The sequence below is a fragment of the Nocardioides sp. cx-173 genome, from assembly GCF_021117365.1.
Taxonomy (GTDB): Bacteria; Actinomycetota; Actinomycetes; order Propionibacteriales; family Nocardioidaceae; genus Nocardioides.
Map to the genome: position 1 here is coordinate 3,817,190 of NZ_CP088262.1, position 11,938 is coordinate 3,829,127.

Genomic DNA, 11,938 nt, shown 5'->3' on the forward strand with positions numbered 1-11,938 from the left:
TCAGCAGCCTGCCGGGCGCTTCCACCCGGCATGATGCTGGGCTGCTAGCGGGCAGCCACCTCACGCGTCCTCAAAGAACTCATTCTTCGGACCACCTCCTTTCCCGTGTCCCTCCACCGTAGGTCGCCGCGGCCCGCCGCTCAAGGGGATATCCAGCCCGGGCAGACCGCCCCCTCACGCGAGCGCGGCGGCGAACTGGGAGCGGTAGAGCCGGCTGTAGGCGCCGCCGGCCGCGAGGAGCTCGTCGTGGGTGCCCTGCTCGACGATCCGCCCCGCCTCCATGACCAGGATCAGGTCGGCGTCGCGGATCGTGGAGAGGCGGTGCGCGATCACGAACGACGTCCGGTCGCTGCGCAGCGCGGCCATCGCGTGCTGCAGGAGCAGCTCCGTGCGGGTGTCCACCGAGGAGGTCGCCTCGTCGAGGATCAGCAGTGCCGGGTCGGAGAGGAAGGCGCGGGCGATCGTCACCAGCTGCCGCTCGCCGGCCGAGAGGTTGCCGCCGTCCTCCTCGATCATCGTGTCGTAGCCCTCGGGCAGCGAGTGGACGAAGCGGTCCACGAACGTCGCCCGGGCCGCCTCGAGGATCTCCTCCTCGCTCGCGCCCGGGCGCCCGTAGGCGATGTTGTCGCGGATCGTGCCCTTGAAGAGCCAGGTGTCCTGCAGGACCATCCCGATGCCGCCGCGCAGCGTGGCGCGCGGCATCGCGGTGATGTCGACGCCGTCGAGGGTGATCCGCCCGCCGTCGAGCTCGTAGAAGCGCATGACCAGGTTGACCAGCGTGGTCTTGCCGGCACCGGTCGGCCCCACGATCGCGACCGTCTGCCCCGGCCGGGCGACGAGCGAGAGCCCCGAGATGAGCGGCTCGGCGGGGTCGTAGGAGAAGGAGACGTCCTCGAAGGCGACCTGACCGCGGCCGTCGAGGAGCGGCTCCCCCGCCACGTCCGGCACCTGCTCCTCGGCGTCGAGCAGCTCGAAGACCCGCTCGGCGGACGCGACGCCGGACTGCAGCAGGTTCATCATCGAGGCCACCGTGGTCAGCGGCTGGGTGAACTGCCGCGTGTACTGGATGAAGGCCTGCACCTCCCCCAGCGACAGCGTCCCGTTGGCCACGCGCAGGCCGCCGACGACGGCGATGACCACGTAGTTGAGGTTCCCGATGAACATCATCAGCGGCATGATCAGCCCGCTCACGAACTGCGCCTTGAACGACGCGTCGTACAGCTCGTCGTTCTCGACGGCGAAGGTGCGCTCGACCTCGGGACGCCGGCCGAACACGGTCACGAGGGCGTGACCCGAGAAGGTCTCCTCGATGTGGGCGTTGAGGCGGCCGGTACGCCGCCACTGGGCGATGAACTGGCCCTGCGAGCGCTTCATGATCCGGGTGGTGGCATACATCGACACCGGCACCGAGACCAGCGCGATGAGGGCCAGCACCGGCGAGATCCAGAACATCATCGACAGCACCGCCAGCACGGTCAGCAGGGAGGTGAGCAGCTGGCTCATCGTCTGCTGCAGCGTCTGGCTGACGTTGTCGATGTCGTTGGTGACGCGGCTGAGCAGCTCACCGCGCGGCTGCCGGTCGAAGTACTGAAGCGGCAGCGCGTTGACCTTGTCCTCGACGTCGGCGCGCATGTCGCGGACCGTGCCCTGTACGACGTCGTTGAGCAGGTAGCCCTGCAGCCAGGCCAGCACCGACGCGCCGACGTAGATCGCGAGCACGCCGAGCAGCACGTCGCGCAGGGCGTCGAAGTCGATCGGCTCCTGGGCGAGGTAGCCGTCGAAGATCAGGTCCGTGGCCTCGCCGAGGATCCGCGGACCGAGCGACATCAGACCGACGCTCACGACGGCCAGCGCAACGACGGCGTACGCCTGCCGGCGCCGCGGCGCCATCCGGCGCAGCATGCGGCGGGCCGAGGGGCCGAAGCTCATCGCCTTCTGGCCGACCATGCCGCCGGCCATCGGACCGCGGCCCGGGCCACCGGCCGGCTGGATGCGCTCGGTCTCCTTCATCGTGCCCGCGGTGTCGCGGGGCGGGGCGCTCATGCCGCCTCCTCCGCGCTCAGCTGGGAGGTGACGATCTCCTGGTACGTCGGGTTGCCCGCGAGCAGCTCGTCGTGGGTGCCGCGCCCGACGACGTGGCCGTCCTCGAGCACGAGGATCAGGTCGGCGTCGCGGATCGAGGAGACGCGCTGCGCGACCAGGACCACCGTGGCGTCGCGGGTCTCGGGGCGCAGCGCCGCGCGCAGGCGGGCGTCGGTCGCGAGGTCGAGCGCGGAGAACGCGTCGTCGAACAGGTAGATCTCGGGACGGCGTACCAGCGCGCGGGCGATGGCCAGGCGCTGGCGCTGGCCGCCGGAGACGTTGGTGCCGCCCTGGACGATCGGCGCGTCCAGGCCCTCCGGCATCGCCTCGACGAAGTCGCGCGCCTGCGCGATCTCCAAGGCCTGCCAGAGCTCCTCGCCGGTGGCGTCCGGCTTGCCGTGGCGCAGGTTGGAGGCGACGGTGCCGGTGAAGAGGAACGCCCGCTGCGGCACCAGGCCGATCTTGGACCACAGCATGGTGGGGTCGAGATCGCGGACGCCCACGCCGTCGACGCGCACCTCGCCGGCAGTCGCGTCGAAGAGCCGCGGCACCAGGTTGAGCAGGGTCGACTTGCCCGCACCGGTCGACCCGATGACGGCGACCGTCTGCCCCGCGCGGGCCTGGAAGCTGACGTCGCTCAAGACCGGCTGCTCGGCGCCGGGGTAGGTGAACCCCACGCCGTCGAGCTCCAGCACGCCGCGTCCGGTCACCTCGTGCACCGGATCCGCGGGCGGGACCACGGACGAGTCGGTGGCCAGCACCTCGGCGATCCGGTCGGCACAGACGGCCGAGCGCGGCACCATCATCAGCATGAACGTGCCCATCATCACCGACATCAGGATCTGCATCAGGTAGCTCAGGAAGGCGGTCAGGGCCCCGACCTCCATCTGCCCCTGGTCGACGCGGTGGCCACCGAACCAGATCACCGCGACGCTGGACACGTTCACGACGAGCATCACGAGCGGGAACATGGTGGCCATCCACCGTCCCGCCCGCACTGACACCTCGGTGAGGTCGTCGTTGGCCCGCGCGAACCGGCGGGTCTCGTGCGGCTCCCGCACGAACGCACGGACGACCCGGATGCCGGTGATCTGCTCGCGCAGCACCCGGTTGACCCCGTCGATGCGCTCCTGCACCAGCCGGAAGCTCGGCACCATCCGAGAGACGACGAAGCCGACGGAGACGAACAGCGCGGGTACGACGATGGCCAGCAGCCAGGACAGGCCGAGGTCCTCGCGCATCGCCATCAGGATCCCGCCGACCATCATGATCGGCACCGAGACGGCCATCGTGCAGGTCATCAGCGTCAGCATCTGCACCTGCTGCACGTCGTTGGTGTTGCGGGTGATCAGCGACGGGGCACCGAACTGCGCCAGCTCGCGCCCGGAGAACGAGCCGACCCGGTGGAAGACGGCCGCGCGCAGGTCGCGCCCGAACGCCATCGCCGTACGCGCCGAGAACCAGACGGCCACGACCGAGCACGCGATCTGCACCAGCGAGACGGCGAGCATCACGGCGCCCACGCGGACGATGTAGTCGGTGTCGCCGACCGCCACGCCGTCGTCGATGATGTCGGCGTTGAGGCTCGGCAGGTAGAGCAGGGCGACCGTGGAGACGAGCTGCAGGACGACGATCACCGACAGTGAGGCGCGGTAGGGGCGCAGGTAGGTGCGCATCAGCTGGAGCAGCATCAGTCCCTCCTCCCGAGACCGAGCAGCACGGTCTCGACGATCTGCTCGGGCGTGAGCAGCCGCCCCTCGGTGACCTTGGGATGGCTGCCCGCGAAGGTCAGCAGGCGCAGTACGTGCAGGAAGTGGTCGACGGGCACGGCGAGCTGGTCGCCGTCCTCGCCGACCAGGTCGGTGAGCAGCAGCGTGAGCCGGGCTCGCCACTCCTCGGCCTCCTCGGAGTCGTGCACGTGGCGCGGCGGCCCCACCAGCTCGACCTTGAGCATCAGGTCGAAGGTGGCGCGGAAGCGCTGCTGCAGCACGCCGACCAGGTCGAGCAGCCGCGCGCTCAGCGGCTGGTCCCGGTCGATGCCCTCGATGCGGGCCACGAGGTCCCCCGGCTCGAAGGCCCGCGCGAGCGCCGCGTCGACGAGCTCCTCCTTGGAGGCGAAGACCCGGAAGATCGTCCCCTCCGCGACCCCCGCCGCCTCCGCGATCTGGCGCGTCGTGACCGCGCGACCGTGGACGCGCAGCAGGCCCAGCGTCACATCGGTCAGCTCGGCGCGACGCTCGTCGGCCGCCATCGGCCGGGCACGGGGTGGCATGAGTGCAACAGTAACTGAGTGAGCGCTCACTCACAATCCGGCGGCAGGGTTATCAGCAGATGCTGATAACCCTGCGCTTCTGGGGCAGAACAACGGCCCCGAAGCGCAGGGAAAGGCCCGGAGGCGCCACCCGAGGCCTACGGCGCCAGCCGCTCCGTCGTCCAGCCGCCGTCGCCGCGGCGATAGACCAGCCGGTCGTGCAGGCGCCCGCGGCGGCCCTGCCAGAACTCCACAGCCTGCGGGCGGACGAGGTAGCCGCCCCACTGTGGCGGCACCGGCACGTCGTCGGGAAAGCGGTGCTCGGCCTCGGCGTAGGCGTCTTCTAGCGCGCCGCGGTCCGCGACCGGCTGCGACTGGTGGGAGGCCCAGGCGCCGAGTTGGGAGCCGCGGGGTCGCGAGGCGAAGTACGCCTCGACCTCGTCGCGCGACAGGAGCTCGGCGGTGCCGTCGATGCGGACCTGCCGCTCCAGGAGGTGCCAGGGGAACAGCAGCGCGCAGGCCGGGTTGGCGGCGAGGTCCTCGCCCTTGCGCGAGGCGGTGTTGGTGAAGAAGCGGAAGCCCTCGTCGTCGTAGCCCTTGAGCAGGACCAGGCGCGACGAAGGCCGGGAGTCGACGCCGACCGTGGAGACGACCATGGCGTTGGGCTCGTGCAGCCCCGCGGCGCGTACGTCGGCGAACCACCGTCCGAACATCGCCACCGGGTCCGCGGCCAGGTCGGCCTCCGCGAGCCCTCCGGCGGCGTACTCCTGGCGCAGCGCCGCGATGTCGGAGTCGTCGTGAGTGTTGTCTCCCATGACCTGCAGGCTAGGCCGTGGTGCAGAATGCCTGCGGCGCGCCCGGCACCCGGGCGCCAGACGAAGGAGTCGCCACAATGACCGAGGTACACCACGGACTGGAGGACGTCATCGCCTTCGAGAGCGAGATCGCCGAGCCCGACAAGGAGGGCTCCGCGCTTCGCTACCGCGGCGTCGACATCGAGGACCTCGTCGGTCGGGTGCCGTTCGAGAACGTGTGGGGCCTGCTGATCGACGGCAGCTACACCCCCGGCCTGCCGCCGGCCGAGCCCTACAACCTGCCGGTCCACACCGGTGACGTGCGCGTCGACGTCCAGGCCGCCGTCGCGATGCTGGCCCCGGCGTTCGGCTTCGGCCAGACCTACGACATCTCCGACGAGCAGGCCCGCGAGGACCTCAGCCGCGTGGCCGTCATGGTCCTCTCGTACGCCGCCCAGTCGGCGCGCGGCCTGCAGCAGCCGGTCGTCCCCCAGCGGCTCGTCGACGAGGGCGGCAGCCTCGCCGAGAAGTTCCTGATCCGCTGGAAGGGCGAGGCCGACCCCAAGCACGTGCACGCCATCGACGCCTACTGGTCGTCGGCGGCCGAGCACGGCATGAACGCCTCCACGTTCACCGCGCGCGTCATCACCTCCACCGGAGCCGACGTCGCGGCCGCCTTCTCGGGTGCGATCGGCGCGATGAGCGGACCGCTGCACGGCGGCGCCCCCTCGCGGGTGCTGGGCATGATCGCCGACGTCGAGGAGTCCGGTGACGCCGGCGCGTACGTCAAGGGCCTGCTCGACCGCGGCGAGCGGCTGATGGGCTTCGGTCACCGCGTCTACCGCGCCGAGGACCCGCGCGCCCGCGTGCTGCGCCGTACGGCCAAGGAGCTCAACGCGCCCCGCTACGAGGTCGCCGAGGCGCTGGAGAAGGCCGCGCTGGCCGAGCTCCGCGAGCGCCGGCCCGACCGCGTCTTGGAGACCAACGTGGAGTTCTGGGCCGCGATCGTCCTCGACTTCGCCGAGGTGCCGCCGCACATGTTCACCTCGATGTTCACCTGTGCGCGCACCGGCGGCTGGTCCGCGCACATCCTGGAGCAGAAGCGCACCGGGCGCCTGATCCGGCCCTCGGCGATCTACACCGGCCCGAGTGCCCGCGGCGCCGACGAGGTGGACGGCTGGAAGTCGGAGTGGGCCGGCTGAGCCGAGGCGGGCCACGCTGCGGGCGAGCTGCACGGGAGCAGCGTCGCGCCCTCCTCAGACGAGCGGCTTGCCCAGCGTGCGGCTGAGCGGCGAGTCACGGTAGTAGCCGTAGCCCGGGATCGCCACGTACCCCGACGACTCGTAGAGCGCGATCGCCTCCGGCTGCTTGATCCCGGTCTCCAGCACCAGCGCCCGGGCGCCCGCGGCGCGCGCCGACTCCTCCAGGTGGGCCAGCATGCGGCGCGCGAGGCCCTGGCCGCGGGCCGCCGCCACGACATACATGCGCTTGACCTCACAGGTCTGCGTGGTGCCGAAGGCCTCGACGGTCGAGCGCCGCCAGGCCCCGGTGGCCACGGCGACGTCGTCGACGTAGCCGACGAAGAAGCTGCCGTGCGGCCGCTCGAACTCCAGCGGGTCGACCGGGGAGTCGTCCTGGCCGCCGTAGCGCACGACGTACTCGGCCTGCACATCGGCGACCAGCCGTACGGCGTCGGGGTGGCCGTAGCCGACGCGCTCGATCCGCACAGCAGTCCTCCGATTTATCGCGCGTGCAACGGTGCTGACACAATAGGGACCTCCCTGACAGCGTCGTCAGCACCCACCCCTCCCAACTCGGAAGGTTGCCACGTGAGCGACGCCCTCCAGATCCCCGCAGACCTCCTGCCCGCCGACGGCCGCTTCGGCGCCGGCCCGTCGAAGATCCAGACCAGCCACCTCGACGCACTGGCTGCCACGGGCTCCTCGCTGATGGGGACCTCGCACCGCCAGGCCCCGGTGAAGAACACCGTCGGCCGCGTGCGGGAGGGCCTGGCCGCGCTGTTCTCGCTGCCCGAGGGCTACGAGGTCGTGCTCGGCAACGGCGGCGCGACGGCGTTCTGGGACATCGCGACGTTCGGCCTGATCCAGACCAAGAGCCAGCACCTGTCGTTCGGCGAGTTCTCCTCCAAGTTCGCCAAGGCCGCGGCCGACGCGCCCTGGCTGGACGCGCCGTCGGTGATCAAGTCCGCGCCCGGCTCGCGTCCCGACGCCGTGGCCGAGGCCGGTGTGGACGCCTACGCGTGGGCCCACAACGAGACCTCGACCGCTGTGATGGCGCCCGTCGTACGCCCCGAGGGCGCCGACGAGGGCTCGCTGGTGCTCGTCGACGCGACCTCCGGGGCCGGCGGCCTGCCCGTCGACCTGACTCAGGTCGACGCCTACTACTTCGCCCCGCAGAAGTGCTTCGCCTCCGACGGCGGCCTGTGGATCGCCCTGATGTCGCCGGCCGCCCTCGAGCGCGCCGCGACGATCGCGGCGAGTGACCGCCACATCCCGGCGTTCTTCGACCTGCCGACCGCCATCGACAACTCCGCGAAGAACCAGACCTACAACACCCCGTCGGTCGCCACGCTCTTCCTCATGGCCGAGCAGCTGGACTGGATGAACGCCCAGGGCGGCCTCACCGGCATGGTGGAGCGCACCACCGCCTCCTCCGACGCGCTGTACGGCTGGGCCGAGAAGACGTCGTACACCACGCCGTACGTCGCCGACCCCGACTCCCGCTCGCTGGTGATCGGCACCATCGACTTCGACGACGCCATCGACGCGGCCGCGATCGCCAAGACCCTGCGCGCCAACGGGATCGTCGACACCGAGCCCTACCGCAAGCTCGGCCGCAACCAGCTCCGCATCGCGATGTACCCCGCCATCGACCCCGCCGACGTCGAGGCCCTCACCGCCTGCATCGACTACGTCGTCGAGCACACCGCCTGAGCCCCGCCTGTCGGGATAGTCCCTAACGATTTCGTGGTCGCCGCGCCTGCCAGCGCAAATTTGTTAGGGACTACCCCGACAGCGCAGCCACCACCGCGTCGTACGTCGGCCCGTCGAAGGCCACGATCCTCGCCTCCTCCACCTGCGACTCGGTCGCGCGGAGGGTGTCGACGGCGGCGGCGATCGCGTCGTCCTTGGGCCAGCCGTAGATGCCGGCGCTGACGAGGGGGAAGGCGACGGTACGGGCGCCGAGCTCGTCGGCGACGGCGAGGGCGCGCTCGTAGCAGGACGTCAGCAGCGACCGGTCGGTCTGGCCGGCGCGGCGGTTGGGGCCCACCACGTGGATCACCCAGCGCGCCGGCAGGTCCCCCGCGGTCGTCCAGCCCGCCTCACCGGTGGCCAGGCCCTGCGGGAAGCGGCGCACGCAGTCCTCGAGCACGGCCGGGCCGCCGACGCGGTGGATGGCGCCGTCGACGCCTCCCCCGCCGCGCATCGCCGGGCTGGCGGCGTTGACGACGGCGTCGACGTGCTGCTCGGTGATGTCGCCGCGGACGGCGGTGAGCTCCACGTCAGGTCTGCTTGAGCAGCTTGAGGGTGGCGCGCTCGAGCGCGGCCTGACGCTCGTCGGGGGTGTCATAGGTACGCCGGGTGGTGCCGCGGATCGTCTTGCCCTCCTCGTAGGCCTCGATGACCCGCGGGTCGACGTAGGAGGAGCGCGCGAGGGTGGGGGTGTTGCCGAGGAACTCCGAGACCTCCTTCATCGCCCCGGCCACCGCGCGCTTGCGCGACGCCTGGGTCTCGCCGTGCTCTCCGGTCTCGGCCAGCGCGGCCGCGGCCAGCACCGTGGCATGCCAGGTCCGGAAGTCCTTGGCGGTGGCCTCCAGCCCGGTGCTGGCCCGGACGTACTCGTTGACCAGGTCGGGCAGGATCGAGCGCCAGGAGCGCCCGTTCTTGTACGCGAGCAGCCGCAGGTCGCCGCCCCGGCGGCGGCGCATGATCTCGATGGCCTCGATCACGGTGGCGTCGTCGATCTCGATGCGGTGGTCGACGCCCGACTTGCCGACGAAGGCGAAGACCAGCCGGTCCTGGCGCCGCTTCACGTGCCGGCGCTCCAGCGTGGTCAGGCCGAAGCTGCCGTGGGTATCGGCGTAGATGTCGTTGCCGATCCGGAAGTAGCCCAGGTCGAGGAGCCGCACCGCCGCGGCGCACGCCCGCTCCAACGGCATCCCCTCGCGGCCCAGGTCGTTGACCACGAGCTCGCGCGCCCGGACCAGGGCCCGGCCGAAGTCCTGCATCCGGTCGAACTTCTCCGCGTCCCGCTTCGCACGCCAAACGGGGTGGTAGAGGTACTGGCGGCGCCCGGCGTCGTCGGTGCCGACCGCCTGCAGGTGCCCGTTCTCGTGCGGCGTCACCCAGACGTCCTTCCACGCCGGTGGGATCACCAGACCGCGGACCCTCTGTGCGTCCTCGTCGGGGAGCCTCTGGCCGGCCTGGTCGAGGTAGACGAAACCCCTGCCCGCCCGGCGGCGGGTCCAGCCCGGCTGGTCGGGCGACGTGCGGCGCAGTCGTGGCACCCGGCGACCTTATGCCGGACGCGCGCGCACGCGTCTCACCCGCAGGGGTCTCATCGGCGGCGCAGCGCATAGAGCAGGGCCACGATCACGCCCAGGCCGAGCCACCCGGTGAGGAACCACGGCCAGAACGGGCGCTCGTCCGACGCCTCCTCCGGCAGCTCGCGGCCCTCGCGGCCCTCCGTCGCGGGCGCCGGCTCCCCGGTCGTGCTCGCACTCGGGCTGGGCGTAGGGCTGGGCGGGGGCGGCGTGACCACGTCCCGCAGCGCGCGAGGCAGGGCGATGCGCAGCACCTCGCTGCGCTGGCCCTCGCTGCTGACGTAGACGGTGCCGGACTCGTCGACCGCGATCCCCTCGCCCTGCTCCTGCCTCGGCAGGTCGATCTCCGCCACCGGCTCCAGCGACGGGTAGGCGTAGACGACGGCCCGGCCGTAGTCGCGCAGCACCAGGTGCCGGCCGTCGGGGAAGAACGCCCCGTCGGTCACGAAGCCGAGCACCGGGCCCAGGGGCCGCAGGCGGTTGGGCCGCGAGGTGCTGAGCTCGCGCGGGGCGGCGTACAGGGTGCCGCCGAGCAGCTCCTTGGACGCGACCAGCACCCGACGGGTCACCGGGTGGACGAGCAGCGCCTCGGCGTCGACCGGCCCACCGGGGTAGGTCACCTCGAACACCTCCGGGGCGACCTCCCGCTGCTCACGCTCGAGCGGCACCCGCAGCAGCCGCACCGAGTCGCGGGCGCGGCGGTTGTCGCCGATGTCCCCGACCAGGACCCGGTCGCGTCCCCACGGCGCGACGGCCTCGACGTCGGTGGCCTCACCCCAGGACGCGCCGCCGACGGTCTTGCCGTCGCGCTCCACGACGAACGTGCGGCCCTCGTCGCCGGAGTCGTTGACGGTCACGAACAGCCCGCCGGAGGCGACCAGGCCGCTGGACTCGACGATCTGGGGATCGGCGAACTCGAGGACGACGTGGCGGCGCTCGGCGTCGCCGGAGGTCAGCCCCAGGGCGAACGGCACCACCATCGCCCCGGCCAGCAGCCGCTCCACCACGAGCATCATGCGTCGAGCAGCACGGCCAGTCGCGGGGTGATCCCCCATTGCTCGACCAGCTCGTCGTACTCGCGGCGCACGCCGTCGTCGGAGTCCGGCGCACCGGTGCGGACCGCGCGCAGCAGCGTGTTGCGAGGGGTGTGCTTGCTCTCCACGAACTGCATCACGTCGACCCGGTAGCCCTGCGTGCGCATCAGCGAGGACCGCAGGCCGTCGGTGAGCGTGTCGGCCAGGCGCTCACGCAGGATGCCGTGGCGGGTGAGCATGGCGTACGGCGTGGGGGTGGCGGCGCTGCGCAGCTGGGCCGCGATGTCGTGGTGGCAGCACGGCGCGGCGAGCACCAGGCTCGCGCGCCACTCGACCGCCCTCGCGAGAGCCTCGTCGGTGGCGGTGTCGCAGGCGTGCAGCGCGAGCACGACCTCCGGCGCCGGGTCGAGCTGCACCCCGGAGATCGAGCCGACCACGAAGTCGGCGCTGACGCCCAGCTCGGCGGCGATCGCGGCGTTGTGGTCACGCGACTGCTCGCGCACGTCGACGCCGGTGAGGTGGACCGGCAGCCCGCGCACCGAGGTCAAGAACCGCTCCGCTGCGAACGTGAGGTAGGCGTTGCCGCAGCCGAGGTCGGCGATGCGCAGGGGCTCCTCGGGGGTAGGGCGGCGCAGCCTGCCCTTGGCGATCGCGTCGGTGATCGAGGAGTCGAGCAGCCGCAGGAACTCCTCCACCTGGCGGTACTTCGCCTGACGGCTCGGCTTCATCCGGCCCTGGGCGTCGCTGAGGCCGAGGGCTCGGAACACCGGGTCGCTCTCCGGCAGCAGCCGGTCCTTGTCCCGGTCGTGGCCGCGGTCGACCTCGGCCGCCTCGGCCCGGGCGCTGGTGTGCGCCATCGCCTCGAGCTTCTTGGTGACCCGGATCTGGTGGACCTCGGTGAGCGTCTCGACATGCCAGTTGCCGAACGGCTCCCGGAGCAGCTCGTCGACGGCCGCCGGCGCCGCCGCCAGCGCGTGGTTGCTGGTATGGGCCTGGGTCTCGTCGTAGGCCACGACCTGGAGGTGCCGACCTGCCTTGAGATCGACGTAGCGCAGCTCCACTCGGCGCCAGCGCGGCGGCTGTCGGCCCTTGTGCCGACCCGACGCCACGGCGCGCACGAGGGTGTCGGGGTCGAGCAGGAGCCCGCGCACCCGGTCCATCACGACCAGCAGCGGCTCGCTCATCCGCGCACCAGCGCCGTGATCACGACGAG

General features: G+C 71.8%; 11 protein-coding genes. 2 read left to right on the forward strand and 9 right to left on the reverse strand.

The features are described 5' to 3' along the window. Positions 1-174 precede the first annotated feature (174 nt). From LQ940_RS18700 to pdxH, 4 genes are all read right to left on the reverse strand, one after another. Positions 175-2,043 carry an ABC transporter ATP-binding protein gene (locus LQ940_RS18700; RefSeq protein WP_374229485.1) on the reverse strand — a complete coding sequence of 623 codons (1,869 nt, stop codon included), beginning with the start codon at positions 2,041-2,043 and terminating at the stop codon, positions 175-177. Beyond that, positions 2,040-3,773: an ABC transporter ATP-binding protein gene (locus LQ940_RS18705; RefSeq protein WP_231241507.1), complete on the reverse strand. Its 1,734-nt coding sequence runs from the start codon at positions 3,771-3,773 to the stop codon at positions 2,040-2,042. The genes LQ940_RS18700 and LQ940_RS18705 overlap by 4 nt, the downstream gene beginning before the upstream one ends. Further along, positions 3,773-4,354, reverse strand: coding sequence for a TetR/AcrR family transcriptional regulator (locus LQ940_RS18710; RefSeq protein WP_231241508.1), 582 nt, complete (start codon positions 4,352-4,354; stop codon positions 3,773-3,775). Before LQ940_RS18710 ends, LQ940_RS18705 begins: the two co-directional genes overlap by 1 nt. 137 nt (positions 4,355-4,491) lie before the next feature. Continuing rightward, positions 4,492-5,148, reverse strand: a complete 657-nt coding sequence (gene pdxH / locus LQ940_RS18715) for a pyridoxamine 5'-phosphate oxidase (protein ID WP_231241509.1) — start codon at positions 5,146-5,148, stop codon at positions 4,492-4,494. Positions 5,149-5,225: 77 nt separating this feature from the next. On the opposite strand from pdxH, the gene LQ940_RS18720 reads away from it, so the two are divergent. Beyond that, the gene (locus tag LQ940_RS18720) at positions 5,226-6,329 is read left to right on the forward strand and encodes a citrate synthase 2 (protein WP_231241510.1); all 1,104 of its coding nucleotides are present in this window, start codon (positions 5,226-5,228) and stop codon (positions 6,327-6,329) included. A 54-nt stretch (positions 6,330-6,383) separates the two neighbouring features. Here LQ940_RS18720 and LQ940_RS18725 read toward each other — a convergent pair whose 3' ends face one another. Beyond that, positions 6,384-6,854 (reverse strand): GNAT family N-acetyltransferase, encoded by a 471-nt coding sequence (locus LQ940_RS18725; protein WP_231241511.1) that lies wholly within the window; start codon positions 6,852-6,854, stop codon positions 6,384-6,386. Positions 6,855-6,956: 102 nt separating this feature from the next. Between LQ940_RS18725 and serC the strand changes: the two genes are divergently transcribed. Further along, entirely contained in the window at positions 6,957-8,081 is a 1,125-nt protein-coding gene (gene serC, locus LQ940_RS18730; RefSeq protein ID WP_231241512.1) for a phosphoserine transaminase, read from the forward strand. A 70-nt stretch (positions 8,082-8,151) separates the two neighbouring features. Here serC and LQ940_RS18735 read toward each other — a convergent pair whose 3' ends face one another. From LQ940_RS18735 to LQ940_RS18750, 4 genes are read right to left on the reverse strand one after another with little or no spacing between them, the layout of a single operon-like run. Then, positions 8,152-8,649 carry an O-acetyl-ADP-ribose deacetylase gene (locus LQ940_RS18735; RefSeq protein ID WP_231241513.1) on the reverse strand — a complete coding sequence of 166 codons (498 nt, stop codon included), beginning with the start codon at positions 8,647-8,649 and terminating at the stop codon, positions 8,152-8,154. A 1-nt stretch (position 8,650) separates the two neighbouring features. Then, positions 8,651-9,655 (reverse strand): DNA topoisomerase IB, encoded by a 1,005-nt coding sequence (locus LQ940_RS18740; RefSeq protein ID WP_231241514.1) that lies wholly within the window; start codon positions 9,653-9,655, stop codon positions 8,651-8,653. 50 nt (positions 9,656-9,705) lie between these two features. After that, entirely contained in the window at positions 9,706-10,707 is a 1,002-nt protein-coding gene (locus LQ940_RS18745; protein WP_231241515.1) for a hypothetical protein, read from the reverse strand. Next, positions 10,704-11,909: a class I SAM-dependent methyltransferase gene (locus LQ940_RS18750; RefSeq protein WP_231241516.1), complete on the reverse strand. Its 1,206-nt coding sequence runs from the start codon at positions 11,907-11,909 to the stop codon at positions 10,704-10,706. The genes LQ940_RS18745 and LQ940_RS18750 overlap by 4 nt, the downstream gene beginning before the upstream one ends. Positions 11,910-11,938: the final 29 nt, after the last annotated feature.